At 52.6% G+C, this 21,029-nt stretch carries 21 protein-coding genes; 14 read left to right on the forward strand and 7 right to left on the reverse strand.

Going from position 1 to position 21,029, the window contains the following annotated elements:
* The first annotated feature begins 178 nt into the window (after positions 1–178).
* Positions 179–637 carry a YbaK/EbsC family protein gene (locus OGY06_RS21990; protein WP_003830001.1) on the forward strand — a complete coding sequence of 153 codons (459 nt, stop codon included), beginning with the start codon at positions 179–181 and terminating at the stop codon, positions 635–637.
* Between the two features lie 57 nt (positions 638–694).
* Here OGY06_RS21990 and bglJ read toward each other — a convergent pair whose 3' ends face one another.
* Both bglJ and OGY06_RS22000 read right to left on the reverse strand, forming a co-directional pair.
* Positions 695–1,372 (reverse strand): DNA-binding transcriptional activator BglJ, encoded by a 678-nt coding sequence (gene bglJ / locus OGY06_RS21995; protein ID WP_003830003.1) that lies wholly within the window; start codon positions 1,370–1,372, stop codon positions 695–697.
* Positions 1,333–2,058 (reverse strand): helix-turn-helix transcriptional regulator, encoded by a 726-nt coding sequence (locus OGY06_RS22000; protein WP_286605947.1) that lies wholly within the window; start codon positions 2,056–2,058, stop codon positions 1,333–1,335. The genes bglJ and OGY06_RS22000 overlap by 40 nt, the downstream gene beginning before the upstream one ends.
* Before the next feature lie 457 nt (positions 2,059–2,515).
* Between OGY06_RS22000 and OGY06_RS22005 the strand changes: the two genes are divergently transcribed.
* The 6 genes from OGY06_RS22005 (at position 2,516) to opgB (ending at position 8,245) form a co-directional block, all read left to right on the forward strand.
* On the forward strand, positions 2,516–3,292 hold the full coding sequence (locus tag OGY06_RS22005; RefSeq protein WP_003830006.1) for a threonine/serine exporter family protein: 777 nt from the start codon (positions 2,516–2,518) through the stop codon (positions 3,290–3,292).
* Positions 3,283–3,756: a threonine/serine exporter gene (locus OGY06_RS22010; protein WP_003830008.1), complete on the forward strand. Its 474-nt coding sequence runs from the start codon at positions 3,283–3,285 to the stop codon at positions 3,754–3,756. Before OGY06_RS22005 ends, OGY06_RS22010 begins: the two co-directional genes overlap by 10 nt.
* 125 nt (positions 3,757–3,881) lie before the next feature.
* Positions 3,882–4,421: a primosomal protein DnaT gene (dnaT, locus tag OGY06_RS22015; RefSeq protein ID WP_003830011.1), complete on the forward strand. Its 540-nt coding sequence runs from the start codon at positions 3,882–3,884 to the stop codon at positions 4,419–4,421.
* A 2-nt stretch (positions 4,422–4,423) separates the two neighbouring features.
* Positions 4,424–5,161 (forward strand): replicative helicase loader DnaC, encoded by a 738-nt coding sequence (gene dnaC, locus OGY06_RS22020; RefSeq protein WP_003019133.1) that lies wholly within the window; start codon positions 4,424–4,426, stop codon positions 5,159–5,161.
* 70 nt (positions 5,162–5,231) lie between these two features.
* Positions 5,232–5,723, forward strand: coding sequence for a YjjA family protein (locus tag OGY06_RS22025; protein WP_003830016.1), 492 nt, complete (start codon positions 5,232–5,234; stop codon positions 5,721–5,723).
* Between the two features lie 230 nt (positions 5,724–5,953).
* Complete coding sequence (gene opgB, locus OGY06_RS22030; protein ID WP_267440591.1) at positions 5,954–8,245, forward strand: phosphatidylglycerol--membrane-oligosaccharide glycerophosphotransferase; 2,292 nt, start codon at positions 5,954–5,956, stop codon at positions 8,243–8,245.
* 105 nt (positions 8,246–8,350) lie between these two features.
* Here the strand turns inward: opgB and OGY06_RS22035 are convergent, their stop codons facing one another.
* Positions 8,351–9,796 (reverse strand): tagaturonate reductase, encoded by a 1,446-nt coding sequence (locus tag OGY06_RS22035; RefSeq protein ID WP_284962155.1) that lies wholly within the window; start codon positions 9,794–9,796, stop codon positions 8,351–8,353.
* A 13-nt stretch (positions 9,797–9,809) separates the two neighbouring features.
* Complete coding sequence (locus OGY06_RS22040) at positions 9,810–10,832, reverse strand: zinc-binding alcohol dehydrogenase family protein (protein WP_032942306.1); 1,023 nt, start codon at positions 10,830–10,832, stop codon at positions 9,810–9,812.
* Positions 10,833–10,969: 137 nt separating this feature from the next.
* Here OGY06_RS22040 and OGY06_RS22045 point away from each other — a divergent pair, with 137 nt between their 5' ends.
* The 3 genes from OGY06_RS22045 (at position 10,970) to OGY06_RS22055 (ending at position 14,027) form a co-directional block, all read left to right on the forward strand.
* A complete protein-coding gene (locus OGY06_RS22045) occupies positions 10,970–11,884 on the forward strand; it encodes a GntR family transcriptional regulator (protein WP_200001280.1) in 915 nt (304 codons plus the stop codon).
* A 213-nt stretch (positions 11,885–12,097) separates the two neighbouring features.
* On the forward strand, positions 12,098–13,459 hold the full coding sequence (locus tag OGY06_RS22050; RefSeq protein WP_286605948.1) for an MFS transporter: 1,362 nt from the start codon (positions 12,098–12,100) through the stop codon (positions 13,457–13,459).
* Positions 13,460–13,511: 52 nt separating this feature from the next.
* Entirely contained in the window at positions 13,512–14,027 is a 516-nt protein-coding gene (locus OGY06_RS22055; RefSeq protein WP_087050972.1) for a GNAT family N-acetyltransferase, read from the forward strand.
* Positions 14,028–14,066: 39 nt separating this feature from the next.
* On the opposite strand, the gene tsr is transcribed toward OGY06_RS22055, so the two are convergent.
* Complete coding sequence (gene tsr, locus OGY06_RS22060) at positions 14,067–15,728, reverse strand: methyl-accepting chemotaxis protein (RefSeq protein WP_043018314.1); 1,662 nt, start codon at positions 15,726–15,728, stop codon at positions 14,067–14,069.
* Positions 15,729–15,919: 191 nt separating this feature from the next.
* On the opposite strand from tsr, the gene OGY06_RS22065 reads away from it, so the two are divergent.
* The 4 genes from OGY06_RS22065 (at position 15,920) to yjiA (ending at position 20,171) form a co-directional block, all read left to right on the forward strand.
* Positions 15,920–16,462, forward strand: coding sequence for a hypothetical protein (locus OGY06_RS22065; RefSeq protein WP_003830032.1), 543 nt, complete (start codon positions 15,920–15,922; stop codon positions 16,460–16,462).
* Positions 16,463–16,750: 288 nt separating this feature from the next.
* Positions 16,751–18,901 carry a pyruvate/proton symporter BtsT gene (gene btsT, locus OGY06_RS22070; RefSeq protein WP_003830033.1) on the forward strand — a complete coding sequence of 717 codons (2,151 nt, stop codon included), beginning with the start codon at positions 16,751–16,753 and terminating at the stop codon, positions 18,899–18,901.
* A gap of 106 nt (positions 18,902–19,007) precedes the next feature.
* On the forward strand, positions 19,008–19,202 hold the full coding sequence (locus OGY06_RS22075) for a YbdD/YjiX family protein (protein ID WP_003830038.1): 195 nt from the start codon (positions 19,008–19,010) through the stop codon (positions 19,200–19,202).
* A 12-nt stretch (positions 19,203–19,214) separates the two neighbouring features.
* Positions 19,215–20,171, forward strand: coding sequence for a GTPase (gene yjiA, locus OGY06_RS22080; RefSeq protein WP_071692305.1), 957 nt, complete (start codon positions 19,215–19,217; stop codon positions 20,169–20,171).
* A gap of 112 nt (positions 20,172–20,283) precedes the next feature.
* Here yjiA and OGY06_RS22085 read toward each other — a convergent pair whose 3' ends face one another.
* Together OGY06_RS22085 and OGY06_RS22090 are read right to left on the reverse strand one after the other, a co-directional pair.
* Complete coding sequence (locus OGY06_RS22085) at positions 20,284–20,586, reverse strand: BrnA antitoxin family protein (RefSeq protein WP_003830041.1); 303 nt, start codon at positions 20,584–20,586, stop codon at positions 20,284–20,286.
* The gene (locus OGY06_RS22090) at positions 20,573–20,860 is read right to left on the reverse strand and encodes a BrnT family toxin (RefSeq protein WP_286605949.1); all 288 of its coding nucleotides are present in this window, start codon (positions 20,858–20,860) and stop codon (positions 20,573–20,575) included. Before OGY06_RS22090 ends, OGY06_RS22085 begins: the two co-directional genes overlap by 14 nt.
* Positions 20,861–21,029: the final 169 nt, after the last annotated feature.

The following is a 21,029-nucleotide window of genomic DNA, read 5'->3' on the forward strand; positions in this document are numbered from 1 at the left end:
TCAGCATTCTGCAACCGGTTACTGTAACCGGTTTCTTTGATTGTGAAGAAGATCGAAAAACTGTTAATGTTGCTATGTTGTTACAATAAAATATTTACAGTGTGGTTGCCCCTATGACAAATTACATCCTGCAGTTTTCTGCTGTGCAGGGCTATCTGTAAGCGATAGGGAGAGAAGAATGAGTTTGCAATCAGTACGCCAATTCCTGGCGCAACATGCACCAGATATCGAGATCATCGAATTAAACCAGAGCACAGCAACCGTTGATCTGGCAGCAAAAGCCCATAACGTTGAACCTGGCCAAATAGCGAAAACACTTTCGCTAAAGGTGAAGAACGATATCATCCTGGTCGTAGCAAAAGGCGATGCCCGACTGGATAATAAAAAGCTAAAGAGTACGTTCGGTGCCAAAGCCCGAATGTTAAGTAGTGATGAGGTCGTGAACGCGACGGGGCACCCCGTTGGCGGCGTTTGCCCCTTCGGATTAGAAACACCGATATCAGTGTACTGTGATGTTTCTCTGAAACACTACGCTGAAGTGCTGCCTGCCGCAGGTGCCATCCACAGCGCGGTTCGCATCACGCCTGAAAGGATGGCTGAACTGACTTCTGCCACCTGGGTTGACGTGTGTCAGTAATGTTTCACACGCTAAACCGGCGGCCAAACCCGGCAAGAAACACGTCAACGTTGCCCGTCACGAAACCGCCTGCATAAAAGGCGCTGGCTCTCCAGCACGCAGATACAGCAGGATATCGGCCGCATCCAGTAACCCGGCATCCGAGCTGACCCCCAGTTTGGACATCACATTAAATTTGTGTGCCCGAATGGTTTTGATGTTCCGTTCAAGCTGAACAGCAATCTGTGGCATCGAATAACCATTCGACATAAAGCGCAGTATTTCTCGTTCTGTCGGACTGAGCATACGGCTTTGATTAATATACCAATGGTTTTTCGTGCCTTCGGTTCCCCGGCCAGGGCTGCTTAACGCCGTAAATAACGCGTCCTGCAACACCGTTAACGAAGAAGCTTTACTCACAACGCCATCTAACGGCAAGGGGGACAGGGAACCAATTAAACGCGCTTCAGCGTCATCATCGGCAATCACCACACGGCGAATCCGCGGATAATTTATCGCCAGCTCCGTTAAATAGGCCAACCCTGCTCTACGATCGGTTCTGATTGCAGAGAGGGAAAAAATAACTGCCGAAAACGACATCTTTAACATTGCCTGGCTAAAAGCGGGCTGGTTTGAAAAGAGATGAAGTTTATATTGGTCATCCGGTATGGTATTAAATAAACTCTTAATACCCACGCTGCTCATCGTGCACTTTTCTACCAGTGCAACGTTTCTTTTGATGATTCTGCTTTCCATTCCGTGGTTTCTCCATAAACTGAAGGTAAATTAAGTTCTCGCGATCCTTGAGAACTATTTATCCAGGCATACATTTCTGCATTGCTATTTATCGACAAGCGACGCATAGCGCTATTCTTTTGGGCACTTATTGTTTTATTGCTTTTTTTCAGCAACGCCGCAATCTGGTTAATCCCCCAGCCTTTCCCAAGGAGGCGCAATACTTTTCTTTCAGAGAGAGTGAGAACAATAGATCGTGCGCTATGGTCTAACAATTGCGGCATAGCAGGCGGAGAGAGCAGTGCCTTGCTTATTCTCTCTGCTCGTGTATTTCCCGCGTGAATGACATTCACTAAACTTTCAATCGGCTCGGCGTCAGAGAGCAGCGAACTGACAGGACACATCAGTAGTTCAACCGCCAGAGGATAAAAGATACGAGATACGAGAAATACCCAGTGAATATCACGATATTGAGATAATAAAAAATAATATTGCTCGCAGACTGAACGAGGATAATTGCAGTCTCCGGTTAAATCAGCAATCACCAAATCAGCACACCGTAGCTGTAATAACGTCAGTTCTTCAACAGAACGACAGTAGGTAAGTTCGTAATCGGAGAACTTTCCCTGCATTATACCTTTAAGACCAGTTTGTATAATCGGTGATTTACTAATAATAATTGCGTTTTTGCAGCGTCCTGGCAACATATCCCCTCCACACTCACCAGTCCGCAATCGTACTTAATTAAATCTTCCCAGGTGGATTAATAATCTTAACTCACAGGAAAATACTCCGAACAATAAGCGGGGTGAATTGTTATCCTTGGTATTTATTTCAAAAAGTATTGACGGCACCATCCAAATAGCGCCAAATTCTAAGCTATTATTGCACAATTACGTATAAATACATTATCTGTACAATTATAATAACTACAATAGATCGTTAGCATGGCTTACGTATTTGCCATCCGGGAAAATAACGCTACATTTCAATCAGTCTCCCCCTCGTACCTTAGCGAACGGGGGCGTTAAGATACCGCAACCGTATCACCTGTGTCTTTTTTCGACACAAAGATTGATCTTAGCCAGAGCCAGCGGGCTCATGCTTCATGATAAAAAGAAGACATTCGTCACTCAAAGAGATCCTTTTCAGTCAGAGCGAGCCATGCAAACAGAGCAGTCGTCACAGCGAACGGTTACACGGTTATGTATTCAATGCGGACTTTTTTTACTTCAGCATGGGGCAGAAAGCGCTCTGGTTGACGAGTTATCCACCCGACTCGGGCTGGCACTTGGCATGGATAGCGTAGAAAGCGCCATCTCCTCTAACGCTATCGTCCTGACCACCATTAAAGACGGGCAATGCCTGACATCAACGCGAAAAAATCAGGATCGCGGCATTAATATGCACGTCGTGACGGAAGTGCAGCACATTGTCATTTTGGCGGAACATAAACTGCTGGATATTAAAGGGGTAGAGAAACGCTTTAGCCAGATTAAGCCGCTACGCTATCCAAGATGGCTGGTCGCCTTCATGGTCGGCTTGTCCTGCGCCTGCTTTTGTAAGCTCAATAACGGCGGATGGGATGGTGCGGTGATCACTTTTTTCGCCAGCATGGTGGCAATGTATATCCGTCAGATTCTGGCATCCCGGCATTTGCACCCACAAATTAACTTTTGCATCACCGCGTTTGTGGCGACAACGATTTCTGGTCTGCTGCTGACGCTACCGACGTTTAACCACACCCCGACCATCGCCATGGCTGCCAGCGTGCTGCTGCTGGTTCCAGGCTTTCCGCTGATCAACTCCGTCGCGGATATGTTTAAGGGACACATTAATACCGGGCTCGCCCGCTGGGCAATTGCCAGTTTGCTTACACTGGCGACCTGCATTGGCGTGGTCATGTCGATGACCTTATGGGGGCTGCGCGGATGGGCGTGATCGATTTCATGTTGGCGTTAATGCAGGACATGATCCTGTCGGCGATCCCGGCAGTAGGATTTGCCATGGTATTTAATGTCCCTCATCGGGCGCTCCCCTGGTGTGCGTTACTCGGCGCGCTCGGTCACGGTTCGCGAATGGCAATGATGAGCGCAGGGTTTAATATCGAATGGTCAACCTTTATGGCATCGCTGCTGGTCGGCTGCATTGGGATCCAGTGGTCGCGTTGGTATCTGGCGCATCCGAAAGTCTTTACCGTTGCGGCAGTGATCCCGATGTTTCCTGGGATCTCCGCCTACACCGCCATGATCTCGGCGGTAAAAATCGGCCATTTTGGCTACAGCGAAGCGCTGATGATCACCCTGCTGACCAATTTCCTGAAAGCCTCATCAATTGTCGGCGCGCTCTCCATCGGACTATCCGTGCCAGGGTTATGGCTGTATCGCAAACGCCCACGCGTTTGACGGTGCACTTTCTTTAATGCCATGCAGAGAGGGGAATCTCCCCCCTCATCTGCTGCTCTCCTTCTTCTCTGTGTTACTATAAAAGCAGTCCCCTTCTCGGTTGTTGTTCAGTATTGAGAAACATTATGCCCTGCAAAATTTTGACGCCAGACGTCACTAGCATTGACGCCTTACTACACGATCACCACGCCGTGCTGGCCAGGTCTGCGGGTGGCGCCGTAGCCGTATTCGCTAACAATGCGCCAGCGTTTTACGCGGTGACGCCTGCGAGACTGGCTGAGCTGTTGGCGCTTGAGGAGAAACTGTCACGCCCGGGAAGCGATGTGACATTAGATGATCAATTTTATGAAGAGCCGCAAGCTGCTCCCGTTGCCGTACCAATGGGGAAATTTGCGATGTACGCTGCCTGGCAGCCTGATGCCGACTTTCAGCGTCAGGCCGCTTTATGGGGCGTAGCGTTGAGAGAGCCGGTTACTGCTGAAGAACTGGCCTCATTTGTTGCCTACTGGCAGGCTGAAGGAAAAGTCTTTCACCATATTCAGTGGCAGCAAAAACTGGCGCGCAGCATTCAGATTGGACGGGCCAGCAATGGCGGAATGCCAAAGCGCGATGTGAACAGCGTCAGTGAACCTGACAGCCACATTCCACCGGGTTTTAGAGGATAACGATGAAAAACGTTGGCGACCTGATGAAACGTCTGCAAAAAATGATGCCACCTAATGTCGAGCCCGCCTTTAAAACGGGCGAAGAGCTGCTGGCATGGCAAAAAGAGCAAGGTGAAATTCGTGCCGCAGCGCTGGCCCGCGAAAACCGGGCTATGAAAATGCAGCGCACATTCAACCGTTCCGGTATCCGCCCGCTGCATCAGAACTGTTCGTTCGAAAACTATCGGGTAGAGTGCGAAGGTCAGATGAACGCCCTGAGCAAAGCCCGCCAGTATGTTGAAGAGTTTGACGGCAACATCGCCAGCTTTATCTTCTCCGGCAAACCCGGCACCGGCAAAAACCATTTAGCCGCCGCCATCTGCAACGAACTGCTGCTGCGTGGTAAGTCAGTGTTGATCATTACCGTGGCCGATATAATGTCGGCGATGAAAGAAACGTTCAGTAATCGTGAAACCAGCGAAGAACAGCTGCTCAACGATCTGAGCAATGTGGATCTGCTGGTGATCGACGAGATCGGCATGCAGACCGAATCCCGCTATGAAAAAGTGATCATTAACCAGATTGTCGATCGCCGTTCGTCCTCAAAACGTCCGACCGGTATGTTAACTAACAGCAATATGGATGAAATGAACAAGCTGCTCGGCGAGCGCGTGATGGATCGTATGCGCCTTGGCAACAGCCTGTGGGTCATTTTTAACTGGGAAAGCTACCGTAGTCGGGTCACCGGTAAAGAGTATTAACGTATTAGGACCACTCCTAAGACCGCCAGCGCTATACTGCGCTGAAAAGGCATAACACGAGTTGCATATAATGATGAAAACTACCAAACGTCTGCTGTGCTGTGCGCTTGCCGCCAGCACGCTCATCTCTACCAGCGTTTTCGCCGCCTCCTGGCAGGATTCGCTCTCCAGCGCGGCCAGTGAGCTGAGCAAACAAAGCTCCGGCTCGCAAAGCAGCTCGTCGCTCTCTTCCCTGACCAGCCTGCTGAATGGCAGCAATCAGTCGTTGACCTCCAGCAGCATGAATAACGCCGCCGGGATCCTGGAATATTGCGCGAAACAGAAGCTGGCCTCGGTCACCGACACGCAAAACGTCAAAAACCAGGTGCTGGATAAACTGGGGCTCAGTGCTCCTGAGCAGAAGCAAGACACCAACTATATGGACGGGATTCAGGGTCTGCTCAATGCCAAAGATGGTCAACAGCTGGACCTGAACACGATTGGCAACAGCTCGCTGGCGAAGCAGGTAAAAACCAAGGCCTGCGATCTGGTGTTAAAACAGGGCATGAACTTCATTTCCTGACGCACGACATGCCGCGTATAACCTGCGCGGCATCTATTTATTTTCGACAATACATTCACATTCCAAATAAACAGTATTTCCCCACAAAAACGCGCATAACTAAACCAATTCTGAATAACAACGTAATTTAATGTCACTACAATTGCAGCAATGTAACAACGCTATTACATTGTTCTCTCACCAAATGATTAGCCTGCCAGGCAATTGCCCGGTTTACTGAGGATCGACCGTTGTCAGAATTAATCTCCATCACTCTGTTTCTCGCTTCAGTGCTGATTTATGCCTGGAAAGCGGGTCGCAACACCTGGTGGTTTGCCGCCACGTTAACGGTGCTGGGGATTTTTATTGTCTTGAATATCACGCTGTACGCCAGTGACTATTTCACCGGCGACGGGATCAATGACGCGGTTCTGTACACGCTGACCAACAGCCTGACCGGTGCAGGTATCGGCAAATATATCCTGCCGGGCGTTGGGATCGCGCTGGCGCTGACGACCGTTTTTGTCGCTCTCGGCTGGGTTCTGCGCCGCCGTCGCCATCACCCGCATCACGTGGGTTACAGTCTGCTGGCCCTGCTGCTGGCGCTGGCCTCCGTTGACGCCAGCCCAGCGTTTCACCAGATAACCGAACTGGTGAAGTCGCAGTCACGCGATGGCGACCCGGATTTCCCGACGTATTATAAAGAGCCATCAAAAACCATTCCCAACCCGAAGCTGAACCTGGTTTATATCTACGGCGAAAGCCTCGAACGCACCTATTTTAATAACGACGCATTCCCGGATCTGACCCCGGAACTCGGCGCGTTGAAAAACGAAGGTCTGGATTTCAGCAACACCATGCAGCTGCCGGGTACGGATTACACCATCGCGGGCATGGTCGCCTCCCAGTGCGGTATTCCGCTGTTTGCGCCGTTTGAAGGCAACGCCTCTGCGTCTGTTTCAAGTTTCTTCCCTAACAATATTTGTCTGGGCGATATCCTGAAAAACTCCGGCTATCAGAACTACTTTGTGCAGGGTGCCAACCTGCGCTTTGCTGGCAAAGACGTGTTCCTGAAATCTCACGGCTTTGACCATCTGTATGGTGCGGAAGAGTTAAAAAGCGTGGTGGCGGACCCGACCTATCGTAACGACTGGGGCTTCTACGACGATACCGTGCTGGACGAAGCGTGGAAAAAATTCGAAGAGCTTTCGCGCTCGGGCCAGCGTTTTTCACTGTTTACCCTGACCGTGGATACCCATCATCCGGATGGTTTTATCTCCCGTAGCTGCAACCGTAAACGTTATGACATCGACGGGAAGGCCAACCAATCGTTCAGCGCGGTCAGCTGCAGCCAGGAAAACATTGCCGAATTTATCAATAAAATCAAAGCATCGCCGTGGTTTAAAGATACCGTTATCGTGGTGTCTTCCGATCATCTGGCGATGAACAACACCGCATGGAAGTATCTGAACAAGCAGGACCGCAACAACCTGTTCTTCGTGCTGCGCGGCGATCAACCGCAACAGGACACGCTGGCGGTGAAACGTAACACGATGGATAACGGCGCAACGGTACTGGATATTCTCGGCGGCGATAACTTTATCGGCCTTGGCCGCAGCAGCTTGTCGAGCGAATCCGTGTCGGAAGTGTTCCTGAACATCAAAGAAAAAATGCTGGCGTGGAAGCCCGATATCATTCGCCTGTGGAATTTCCCGAAAGAGATGAAAGAGTTCACCGTCGACCAGGACAAAAATATGATCTCTTTCTCCGGCAGTCATTTCCGCCTGCCGCTGCTGCTGCGCGTATCGGACAAACGCGTCGAGCCGCTGCCGGAAAGCGAATACTCGGCCCCGCTGCGCTTCCAACTGGCAGATTTCGCCCCACGCGATAACTTCGTCTGGGTCGATCGCTGCTACAAAATGGCGCAACTGTGGGCGCCGGAGCTGGCGCTTTCTACCGACTGGTGCGTATCACAGGGGCAGTTGGGCGGGCAGCAAATCGTACAGCACGTCGATAAAGCTAAGTGGAAAAGTAAAACCGTATTTAAAGACACGGTGATCGACATGGAGCGCTATAAAGGTAACGTCGATACGCTGAAAATTGTCGATAATGACATTCGCTACAAAGCAGATAGCTTCGTTTTCAACGTGGCGGGCGCGCCGGAAGAGGTCAAACAGTTTAGCGGCATTTCACGCCCCGAATCCTGGGGACGCTGGTCCAATGCGCAGCTCAGCGAAGAAGTAACGATTGAGTACAAAGCCCCGCTACCGAAGAAATTCGATCTGGTCATTACCGCGAAAGCCTTCGGCGACAATGCTAATCGCCCTATTCCCGTGCGCGTTGGCAACGAGGAACAGACGCTGGTGTTAGGCCATGACGTCACCACCACCATCTTACATTTTGATAACCCGGCTGATGCCGATACGCTGGTAATTGTTCCACCCGATCCGGTCGCCACCAACGAGGGCAATATTCTCGGTCACTCACCGCGTAAGCTGGGGGTCGGGATGGTTGAAATCAAAGTAGTGGCTCAGGGTTCGTAACATGAAAGGCCTGATAGCGCTTTGCTTATCAGGCCTATCGTGAACCAAATGTATTGTCTGAAAAAAAACAGCGCCCAACACCACACCGGGCGCTGCATGGCAACCTTATTCCAGACCGTTCACCGTCTGGCGCATACCCTGCACCAGAATCATCTCCAGATTGGCCGTGACCTGCCCGGCAAGGCCAGGTAACAACGTCAAATCCTCTCCCCAGTGCGCCGCATCGCCAAGCACGGCATCCACCAGTTCACGCAGCGTTAAATCATTGCCAACTCGCGGCCACAGGCTGGCATAGAGGCTTACCCACTGCTCATCATCCTGTATCGGATAGCGTTCCCCGTCGCGTTCTGCACGATAAAACGCCAGCAGCGCAGCGAGGGCAAACGTTAACCGCACGGGCCAGCGCCCATTGTGCTGACCCGCCAGCAGCTGCGGCAAAATTCGGGTGCGGAATTTGGTCATCCCATTAAGCGCAATGGAAAGCAACTGGTGGCGAATGTAGGGGTTCTGAAAACGCCCGCTCACCGCGTCGGCAAATTCACGCAATTCGTCCGCCGGGAGATCCAACACCGGAATAATCTCCTCACTAATCGCCCGTTCGACAAAGCGGCGGACATCAGCATCCTGCATCGCCTCACCAACGGTCTCCAGCCCGCACAGCCACGCGACCGGCACCAGAGCCGTATGCGCACCATTGAGGATAGCGACCTTGCGCTCTTTGTACGGTTTGATATCACTCACCACACGGATATTCAGCGGACACTGCGCCAGCTTCAGCTCCTCTGCCAGCCACTGCGGCCCCTGGATCACAAACAGGTAAAAATGCTCCGCGGCATCGAGAAACGCATCGTGATAGCCTAGCGTAGCCTCCAGCGCAGCGGCTTCTTCGCGCGGATAGCCGGTGACAATACGGTCGACCAGCGTGGAACAGAACGTGTTTGCCGTCTCCACCCAGTCGGCAAATGCCGGAGGAAGTTGCCACTCCTGCGCATACCGCAGCACCAGCGTTTTGAGCGCCTCACCGTTATAGTCGATAAGCTCGCACGGGATAATTACCCAGCCCTTATCCACCGCGCCCGCAAAGTGGTTAAAGCGCTCCAACAGCAGGCGTGTCAGCTTGGCCGGAAAACTCACCGGCGGCGCATCATCCACACGGTCCGCTGCGTGATAGCTAATTCCGGCTTCGGTGGTATTCGAAAACACAAAACGGATTTCCGCATTGTGCGCCAGCGCCAGATACGCCGCGAAATCCTGATACGGATTGATTTCGTTATTCACCGAACGGATAAGCCGCGCCTCACTCACCGCCTCGCCCTGCTCGTTTAGCCCGCGAATAAGCGTGGTATACAGCCCGTCCTGGGTATTCAGCGACGGCGGAAAATCGGTATTGATCGGGCGAACGATGGTCACGCCAGCGTTCAGATCGGTTTGCTCGTTGAGGATATCCAGTTGCCAGTCAACAAACGCCCGCAGGAAGTTTCCTTCACCAAACTGGATCACGCGCGTTGGGTAGCTGGCCCCCGGAAAATCACGTCGATTCAATGTCTTCATCGCATTTCCCCTCTCAGAACGTGATCACGCCTTTAATCAGCTCACGGTTGTTAATCACATCCCGCTCGTAGATTTCTGCCAGTGTGGCAAACGCGTAACGGTGCGTAAGCATCATGTCAGCGGTCAGTTTGCCTTCCGACATCAGACGGCCCACTTTGGCGAAATCTTCCGGCGTGGCGTTGCGACTGCCCATCATGGTGGTCTCTTTCTTGTGGAACTCCGGATCAGAGAACTGCAAATCGCCTTTGAACAGCCCAACGAAAACGATGCTGCCGCCATGACGAATCAAATTCACCGTGTTGTTCATCGCATGCTGATTCCCCGTGGCATCAATAACCTTTTGCGCCAACGAACCGCCAAACTGAGCGCGCAGCTGCGCATCAAAATCTTCAGCGGATGGGTCGATAACCGGGAGTCCCAACCGGGAAGACACGTGCTCCCGGCGTGCTGGACTGGTATCGGCGACCACCACCTGTGCGCCATCGGCTTTGGCAATCGCCGCTGCGCCCAGACCAATCGGACCAGCACCGACCACCAGCACCTGCTCACCTGGCGCCACCGCCGCCCGACGTACCGCATGCGCGCTGATGGCGTAAGGCTCAATCAGCGCCGCCGCCTGCGGGTCAATCCCCTGCGCGTCCAGTAAGTTGGTCACCGGAACGGACAGATATTCACTGAAACCACCATCCTGATGTACGCCAATCACCGAAATCTTCTCGCAGCAGTTGGTACGTCCGCTCAGGCATGCCGGACACTGCTGGCAGGCCACGTAAGGAATAACCGCCACCTGCTGACCATTTTTCAGATTCTGTATATTTTTTCCCAGCCCGACAATTTCCCCACATATTTCATGACCTAATACACGTGGGTAGCTGAAAAAAGGCTGATTGCCGCCCCAGGCATGAATATCGGTACCACAAATCCCTACCGATTTAATTTTTATTAATGCTTCGCCCTCACCCGGAATAGGTATTTCGCGTTCTTTCCAGACTAATTTTTTAGGTTCCTGGCAAATCAACGTATTCATCGTAGACATGATTCTGCTCTCCTGTTTTTTTGTTGCCTCAGATATCAACGAAAATAAAAAAGCCGGAGAAAGCAGAAACACAATCTGTGAATTCCAACGCATAAAAATGTTTTAAATCGGGTTTTAATAGGCAAAAAGGAGAAACCATGAGCCGTTCGCAGAACTTACGTCACAATGTGATTAACCAGATTATCGATGATATGGCGCGTGGTCATATCCCTTCCCCTCTCCCGTCGCAAAGCGCATTGGCGGAGATGTACAACATCAGCCGCACCACAGTGCGCCATATGCTGAGCCACTTAGGCGAGTGCGGCGTGCTGACCCAGGTCGGCAGCCACTATGTCATCGTGCGTAAACCCGACCATGACGACGGTTTTGCCTGCACCACCGCCTCCATGACCGAGCAAAACCGGATTTTTGAGCAGGCGTTTTTCACCATGATCAACCAGCGCCAGCTGCGTGCAGGCGAGAGCTTCTCCGAACTGCAGCTTGCCAGAGCCGCGGGCGTCAGTCCGGTAGTCGTACGAGAATATCTTTTAAAATTCGAACGTTACAACCTGATCAAAAACGAAAAACGCGGTCAGTGGAGCATGAAGCAGTTCGATCAGGCCTATGCGGAGCAGCTGTTTGAACTCAGAGAAATGCTGGAAACCCATTCCCTGCAGCATTTCCTCAATCTGCCGGATGATGACCCGCGCTGGCTGCAGGCTAAAACGCTGCTGGAACGCCACCGGATCCTGCGCGACAGCATCGGCAGCAGCTTTCGTATGTTCTCGCAGTTAGACCGTGAGTTTCACGCCTTGCTGCTCTCTGCTGCCGATAATATATTTTTCAATCAATCACTTGAAATCATCTCCGTGATTTTCCACTTCCACTATCAGTGGGATGAGAGCGACCTCAAACAACGCAACATCATTGCCATCGATGAACATATGACCATCCTCAGCGCGCTGATCTGTCGCAGCGACCTGGATGCCACCCTGGCGCTCTGTAACCATTTGAATTCAGCCAAACAATCGATGATTCGCTCCATCAACCAGAGTCATTGCGCCGCCCATTAAGTACCGATAAAAAACAGCAAACCATTACCGAGAGCACGATTTTATAAAAATAAAAACGCCTGAAAAATACCTCTTGCCTATGCTCACGCTAAGTCGACTGCATTAAAAACTTTTGTGAGCGGTGATGAGCGAATTGATTCATCACTGGTTTTTTTTCAATACTGCACAGCCCGGCTGTGTGAAAAATAAATTATTGAGGTTCAGGAGTCCGGCGTGGAAAAAAATAATATTACCCTCGACCCGAGTTCTTCGTTTGGCACGTCGTCATCTGCGGATATTAATGTTCCGCCTGAGGGCATGGTGCAACGCAGTAGCCGAATAAAACGTATTCAGACCACAGCAATGATTTTATTATTTTTTGCTGCGGTGATTAATTACCTCGACCGCAGTTCATTATCGGTCGCCAACTTAACAATTCGGGAAGAACTGGGGCTGAGCGCCACGCAAATCGGCGTCCTGCTGTCGGTCTTCTCTCTCGCTTACGGTATTGCGCAACTGCCCTGCGGCCCGCTGCTGGATCGTAAAGGTCCGCGCATTATGCTGGGACTGGGGATGTTCTTCTGGTCGCTGTTTCAGGCGATGTCCGGCATGGTGCACAGCTTCACACAGTTTGTGCTGGTGCGTATCGGGATGGGGATTGGCGAAGCGCCGATGAACCCGTGCGGCGTAAAGGTCATCAACGACTGGTTTAACATCAAAGAGCGCGGCCGCCCGATGGGATTATTCAACGCCGCCTCCACCATCGGGGTTGCCATTAGCCCGCCGATTCTGGCTGCCATGATGCTGGTAATGGGTTGGCGCTGGATGTTCATCACCATTGGCGTGCTGGGTATTTTCCTCGCCATCGGCTGGTACATGCTGTATCGCAACCGCGAGCAAATTGAGCTGAGCGCCACGGAACAAGCGTACCTGAACGCCGGTAGCGTCAATGCCCGCCGCGATCCGCTGAGCTTTGCCGAATGGCGCAGCCTGTTCCGCAACCGTACCATGTGGGGCATGATGCTGGGCTTTAGCGGCATCAACTACACCGCATGGTTATATCTGGCCTGGCTGCCGGGCTACCTGCAAACCTCCTACAATCTGGATTTAAAAAGCACTGGATTAATGGCGGCGATCCCATTCCTGTTTGGCGCAGCCGGTATGCTGATTAACGGTTTTGTCACCGACTGGCTGGTGAAAGGCGGTATGGCGCCGATTAAGAGCCGTAAAATTTGTATTATCGCCGGGATGTTCTGCTCCGCAGCCTTCACCTTCGTCGTGCCGCAGGCCACAACGTCGATGGCTGCCGTGTTACTGATCGGTATGGCGCTGTTCTGTATCCACTTCGCCGGCACCTCGTGCTGGGGCCTGATCCACGTCGCCGTCGCCTCACGCATGACCGCTTCCGTGGGCAGTATCCAGAACTTTGCCAGCTTTATCTGCGCGTCGTTCGCACCGATCGTCACCGGTTTTATTGTTGATACCACCAACTCTTTCCGCCTGGCGTTGATCATCTGCGGCTGCGTCACCATGGTGGGTGCCCTCGCCTACATCTTCCTGGTTCGCCAACCCATCAGCGATCCGCGTAAAGAATAATCCTTCAGATGCCCGATAACACCACGCTTATCGGGCATGTTATGCTCCTCGTATGAACATCACCTTGCGCGCGACTACTCTGGCAGACACTGCCGCTCTTCCCGCCATCGAACGATCTGCGGGGCAACGTTTTTTACTTATCCCCGAACTGGCGTGGATTGCTGACGACCAGATTATATCGGCTGCTCAGCATCGGGCATTTGCCGCCGCAGGCATGAGCTGGCTGGCGCTGGTCGATGCGCGTCCGGTCGGTTTTTTGGTTGCCGAAGCGCTGGGGTCATCGCTGTTTATTGCTGAACTTTCACTGCATCTGGAGTGGCAGGGAAAAGGAATTGGCCGCAGATTGCTTGACTATGTTGCCAAACAGGCGCGTGAGAAAGGTTATACGTCGCTCACGCTAACCACCTTCCGCGGTGTGCCGTGGAATGCGCCATTGTACGCGCGACTGGGATTTGAAATGCTGGCTGACGAGACGCTTTCGCCGGAATTGCGCGAAAAAAGAGCTGAAGAAGCGGCGCACGGGCAGACGTACGAACTACGCTGCGCCATGCGCCTGATGTTGCGTTGATTACCCGATGGCGGCTACGCCTTATCCGGCATCACAGGTTTAGAACGTTTCCCAGTTATCCCCGGCATCCGTTACCGCAGCTTTACGCGGCTGGGCCGTTGAAACCGGTTTAGCGGCGGCAACGTCACGCGCGCGCTGTTGGTCATGCTGAATACGGAACACGGCAACGGCCTGAGTCAGGCGGCTGGCCTGCTCTTCCAGCGCCGCAGCGGCGGCGGCGGATTCTTCCACCAGCGAGGCGTTCTGCTGCGTCACGCGATCCATCTCGGCAACGGCCAGACCAACCTGGTCAATACCGCGGCTCTGTTCATCAGAAGCAGAGGCGATTTCACCCATGATATCGGTCACGCGGGTTACCGCATTGACGATCTCATCCATGGTTTCACCGGCGCTTTCTACCAGCGTTGAACCAACATCCACGCGGCTGACCGAATCTTCAATCAGGCTCTTAATCTCGCGCGCGGCCTGCGCACTACGCTGGGCCAGGTTACGTACTTCACCCGCAACCACCGCAAATCCACGGCCCTGCTCACCCGCACGCGCGGCTTCTACTGCGGCATTGAGTGCCAGAATGTTAGTCTGGAAGGCAATGCCGTCGATGACGCTGATAATGTCGGCGATTTTCTGCGAACTGGACGCGATGTCACGCATGGTTTGCACCACGTTATCCACCACTTTGCCGCCTTTCTGCGCGGTTTCAGAAGCACTCAGCGCCAGATGGCTGGCCTGACGCGCGTTTTCGGCGTTCTGCTTCACGGTCGCCGTCAGCTGTTCCATGCTGGCTGCGGTTTCTTCCAGAGATGCCGCCTGCTGCTCGGTACGGGAGGAGAGATCGTTGTTGCCCATCGCAATCTCGCTGGCACCGCTGTAAATCGCGTTGGCACCGTTACGCACGTCACCCACGGTATTCATCAGCTCACCCTGCATGTGACGCAGGCTTTCCGCCAGTTGCCCAATCTCGTTGGACCCTTCCACTTCAATACGTTTCACCAGGTCACCGCTGGCGATATGACGAATGCTGTCGATCAGACGGTTCATTGGGGAGATAAGGGTCAGCTTGATACCAAACCACACCGCAATAATCGCCGCCAGTACGGTAATCAGCACGCAGATCAGCACCCACATCGCCTGGCTGTAAGAGCTGTTGTTATCTTCCACCGCGATGTCATACAGGCGATCATTCTGCTGCATGTAACTCATGTACTGCTTCTCAAAGCCATCCTGATAGCTCTGCGTCGGTTGATCAAAGAATGCGTTGATCTTCCCGTCACCCAGTAACTGGATCAGCTCCGCCAGCGCACCATGATAGATGTCATAGGTGCGGTTGATCTCCTGGAAAGCGGCTTCGCTTTGGCGCGGATCGCGCGGGAGCGACTCGTAAATCGCCCAGTTTTTTTCCGTCAGCTTCAGCGCCGTACTCGCCACCTGCATCAGCTCGGCAACGGTCGCGCCGCTACCGATATTGCTCTGATCCATCATGTAGCGAATGCCTGCCCGGTTCAGGGTGTTACGCGTTTGCAGCAGCTCAACCCAGGTGGCGTTCAGCGCAGACTGTTGCTGGCGAATGGTTTGCAGAACGGTAAAGTTCTCTTTGTCATTCTTAAGTGAGTTAAAAAACAAGCCGCCCGAGGCGAGCTGTAAAAGGCCAAATAGCGCCAATACCAGCAGTAAGCTGGTAACAATCTTCATTCGTTTTAACATGTTTTCTCTTTCCGCTAGACAGATACTCTGGTTTTCGGCCTGGAAAGAGAAAACTTTATGGTGCCAGCAATTGCCACAGAATTATCGTTTTCACATTAAATACCGTTCCCTATGACAAATTACGCAAAAAATTAGTCGTTCCATTACGTCTTAGGTGTAGGATTCCGGTTTTTGAAGGAAAGGATGCTTCTATGTTAAATCGCGATTTTGATCACCTATCCACCCTCGCACACCACTTTTTTGAACGTGAAGATATTCGCCAAAAGCTCAATATCATCGATCAGTACAACATCTCCGGTTGGGAAGTCTGGATGCAGATAGAATTTGCCAATCTGCTGGCTTCGACGGGTCATGAATGGTGGCGTGAACAAACTCTTGCTTGCGATCTCCGGAAAAATCCACAGCGTTTGTCAGTGCGTGCAGATTTCTTGTTGCGGAAAAAAGGCTGGACGCAAGATAGCTACATTGCGCTTGAACTCAAACAGAACCAGGATCCGACAAGCTGCGTCAGAAATATGATTGCTGATTTGGTTAAAAGCGCAAAAATCAAACGTTCGGAATTAGAGCTGCGTAGCTTCTGGACGCTGGGGGTAACGCCCCGCATAGATAAAGAGCGTCTCGATGAACTCATTGACTACTATCTGGATGAAAAATATTACCTGACTAAATCACGTAAGAAACATGTGTTGCTCAGAGACATCGAACATACGCCTTACTGTTATATCGTAATCTGAGTCTCTCAGTGAGGTGCTTTGTCAGTGGGAAAACACGGCATGTAGGCAGGCAAACGCTATAATGCCGTGATCTCAATCACATAAATTTCCCCGTTCTCCCCGCAGTTTACCGCTCACTGACACTTGGGACCGCTTAAGCTGACATACAACCGCTCACTTATTTACCTTACTTTACGCGCGTAATTCTCTGGCAAGATCCCCCCAACATAGCAGTCAAATAACCTCCTCAAACACAAGATCAAACCCACGCGGCTTCGGCCAATTATTAATTAGATACCAGGTTTTACTATGGATACGAAAAAGATATTCAAGCACATACCCTGGGTGATTCTCGGAATCATCGGTGCATTCTGCCTCTCGGTAGTGGCATTACGTCGGGGTGAACACATTAGTGCCCTGTGGATCGTGGTCGCCTCAGTTTCTGTTTATCTGGTGGCCTATCGTTACTACAGCCTGTACATCGCCCAAAAGGTGATGAAACTTGACCCAACGCGTGCCACGCCGGCGGTCATCAACAATGACGGTCTGAACTACGTTCCAACCAACCGTAACGTCTTGTTTGGTCACCACTTTGCCGCTATCGCAGGTGCAGGTCCGCTGGTTGGGCCGGTACTGGCCGCGCAGATGGGCTACCTGCCCGGTACGCTGTGGCTGCTGGCAGGCGTCGTGCTGGCCGGTGCGGTACAGGACTTCATGGTGCTGTTTATCTCTTCCCGCCGTAACGGCGCATCTCTGGGTGAGATGATCAAAGAAGAGATGGGCCCGATCCCGGGAACCATTGCGCTGTTCGGCTGCTTCTTAATCATGATCATCATCCTCGCAGTACTGGCGTTGATCGTAGTGAAAGCGCTGGCAGAAAGCCCGTGGGGTGTGTTCACCGTCTGCTCAACCGTACCTATCGCGTTGTTCATGGGGATCTACATGCGATTCCTGCGACCGGGACGCGTGGGCGAAGTGTCGGTGATTGGTATTGTGCTGCTGGTAGCTTCTATCTACTTCGGCGGCGTGATTGCGCACGACCCGTACTGGGGCCCGGCGCTGACCTTTAAAGACACCACTATTACCTTTACCCTGATCGGCTACGCATTTATCTCTGCGCTGCTGCCGGTATGGCTGATCCTCGCCCCGCGCGACTATCTGGCTACCTTCCTGAAAATCGGCGTTATCGTCGGTCTGGCGGTGGGGATTGTTATCCTCAACCCGGAACTGAAAATGCCAGCGATGACCCAGTACGTTGATGGTACCGGTCCGCTGTGGAAAGGCGCTCTGTTCCCGTTCCTGTTCATCACCATCGCGTGTGGTGCGGTATCTGGCTTCCACGCGCTGATTGCTTCCGGTACCACACCGAAGCTGCTGGCCTGTGAAACCGATGCGCGCTTTATCGGTTACGGCGCGATGCTGATGGAATCCTTCGTCGCAATTATGGCGCTGGTTGCCGCGTCTATCATCGAACCAGGTCTGTACTTCGCGATGAACACCCCGCCTGCGGGCCTTGGCATCACCATGCCGAACCTGCATGAAATGAGCGGCGAAAACGCACCGCTGATTATGGCGCAGTTGAAAGACGTCACCGCACATGCGGCAGCGACCGTCAGCTCCTGGGGCTTCGTCATTTCGCCTGAGCAGATCCTGCAAACCGCGAAAGACATCGGTGAACCGTCCGTTCTGAACCGAGCAGGTGGCGCACCGACGCTGGCCGTTGGTATCGCTCACGTGTTCCACAAAGTGCTGCCGATGGCTGATATGGGCTTCTGGTACCACTTCGGTATTCTGTTTGAAGCGCTGTTCATCCTGACCGCACTGGATGCCGGTACCCGTTCTGGCCGCTTTATGCTGCAGGATTTACTGGGTAACTTCGTGCCGTTCCTGAAGAAAACCGATTCTCTGGTTGCGGGTATCATCGGTACTGCGGGCTGCGTAGGCCTGTGGGGTTACCTGCTGTATCAAGGCGTTGTTGACCCGCTGGGCGGCGTTAAGAGCCTGTGGCCGCTGTTCGGTATCTCTAACCAGATGCTGGCTGCCGTGGCACTGGTTCTCGGCACCGTGGTACTGGTTAAAATGCAGCGCACCAAATACATCTGGGTTACCGTTGTTCCGGCAGTATGGCTGCTTATCTGCACCACCTGGGCGCTGGGTCTGAAACTGTTCAGCACCAACCCGCAGATGGAAGGCTTCTTCTTCATGGCGAATCAGTACAAAGAGAAGATTGCTAACGGCGGCGAACTGACCGCTCAGCAGATTGCCAACATGAACCACATCGTCGTCAACAACTACACCAACGCAGGTCTGAGTATTCTGTTCCTGGTGGTGGTGTACAGCATCATTTTCTACGGGTTCCGTACCTGGCAGAAAGCCCGCGCCATCAACGGTCGCTCTGATAAAGAGACGCCGTATGTACCGGTGCCGGAAGGCGGCGTGAAGACCTCTTCACACCACTAACCTGAAGCCGGGTGGCGAACTGCGCTCCCGGCCTACAAAGTAAAGTTAACGTAGGCCGGATCAGGCGCAAGCCGCCATCCGGCTTTATTCATTAACAGGGCGTTCCATGTTTGGTACTTTAGGTCAGGCAAAAAAATATCTCGGTCAGGCGGCGAAAATGCTGATTGGTATTCCGGACTACGACAACTACGTCGAGCACATGAAGACCAACCATCCCGATAAGCCGTACATGACCTACGAAGAATTCTTCCGCGAGCGCCAGGAAGCCCGCTACGGTAGCGGCGGAAGCAGTTGCTGTTAGAAGGAGAAGTGAATGACCCCGATTGCAGTTACCCTACTCACCGGTTTTCTTGGCGCGGGTAAAACCACCCTGCTGCGCCATATTCTCAACGAGCAGCACGGTTACAAGATTGCCGTTATCGAAAACGAATTCGGCGAAGTCTCGGTGGACGATCAGCTGATTGGCGATCGCGCCACGCAGATCAAAACCCTGACCAACGGCTGCATTTGCTGTACCCGCTCCAGTGAACTGGAAGACGCATTGTTAGATCTGCTCGACAACCTCGACAAAGGCGCCATCAATTTCGACCGTCTGGTGATCGAGTGCACCGGCATGGCCGACCCCGGCCCGATCATTCAGACCTTTTTCTCCCATGAAGTGATTTGCGAACGCTACCTGCTGGACGGCGTAATAGCGCTGGTTGACGCGGTACATGCCGACGAGCAGATGAACCAGTTCACCATCGCCCAGTCGCAGGTAGGCTACGCAGACCGGATCCTGCTGACCAAAACCGACGTCGCAGGTGAAAGTGAAAAACTGCGTGAGCGCCTGGCGCGCATCAACGCCCGTGCGCCGATTTACACCGTGACGCATGGTGATATCGACCTCTCCCTGCTGTTCGATACCAACGGTTTTATGCTGGAAGAGAACGTAGTCAGCGCCAAACCGCGCTTCCACTTTATCGCCGACAAGCAAAACGATATCTCCTCGATCGTCGTCGAGCTGGATTACCCGGTCAACATTAGCGACGTGTCGCGAGTGATGGAAAACCTGCTGCTGGAATCCGCCGAGAAGCTGCTGCGCTACAAAGGTATGCTGTGGATTGAAGGCGAGCCAAACCGCCTGCTGTTCCAGGGCGTCCAGCGCCTGTACAGCGCCGACTGGGACCGCCCGTGGGGCGACGAGCAACCGCACAGCCAACTGGTGTTTATCGGCATTAATTTGCCGGAAGACGAGATCAGAGCGGCATTTGCGGGATTGAAGAAGTAATCCCCTGCTGAATTGCCCGGAGGCGCTACGCTTACCGGGCCTACTAATGGCACTTTCCCGTAGGCCGGATCAGGCGCAGCCGCCATCCGGCACTTACTGCCCCAGTATAAGGCTATTTCTTGTTTTGCTCTCTCAGCATAGCCTCGCGCAAAATAGCATTCAGCCGTGTCTGGTAACCCTTCCCGGGGCGCTTTAGCCACTCCATCACATCGGCATCAATGCGCACCGATGCCTGCGTTTTCAACGGACGGAAAAACTTACCGCGATGAGCCTCTGACCACTGCTCATCTTCGGTCACGGGAACGTCGCTGTAATCAATATCATCATCCGGTTTATTCGCCAGCGCCTTCAGTTCAGCCTCATGCTGAGCACTCAGCGCGGATACGCTGCCGCGTTTATGTTTAACCATGCTCATAACGATTCCTCTCTTTACTGCCTGCCTTTCTGGCACTGATGATACGAATGACTTCAAAGCCACTTTCAAACCTAACGCTATGGGCAACCAGAATAACCACAATGCCATGAACGAGACCGATGGTCTGCCACCGATACTCACCGTTCTCATAACGATCCTGTCTGGACAAATGCCGGGGATCGTCGAAAACCAATACTGCGTCCTCAAAGCGAACACCATGTTTACGGTGGTTACTTTGTGCCTTGTTTGCATCCCATTCAAACTCCATTGGCATGTATTTCATTCCTAATTGTATATACAAAAACGTATATACAATTATCTTACGATTATACCTGGATTGTTGGAAATAGCTTCACAATTTGCGTATTCGAGATAAAGGAAAGTTGACCAGGAGAGTAGGCCGGATAAGGCGAAGCCGCCATCCGGCATGGGTTTAGCGCTGA

It is taken from the genome of Citrobacter sp. Cpo147 (assembly GCF_030332405.1).
Taxonomy (GTDB): domain Bacteria; phylum Pseudomonadota; class Gammaproteobacteria; order Enterobacterales; family Enterobacteriaceae; genus Citrobacter; species Citrobacter portucalensis.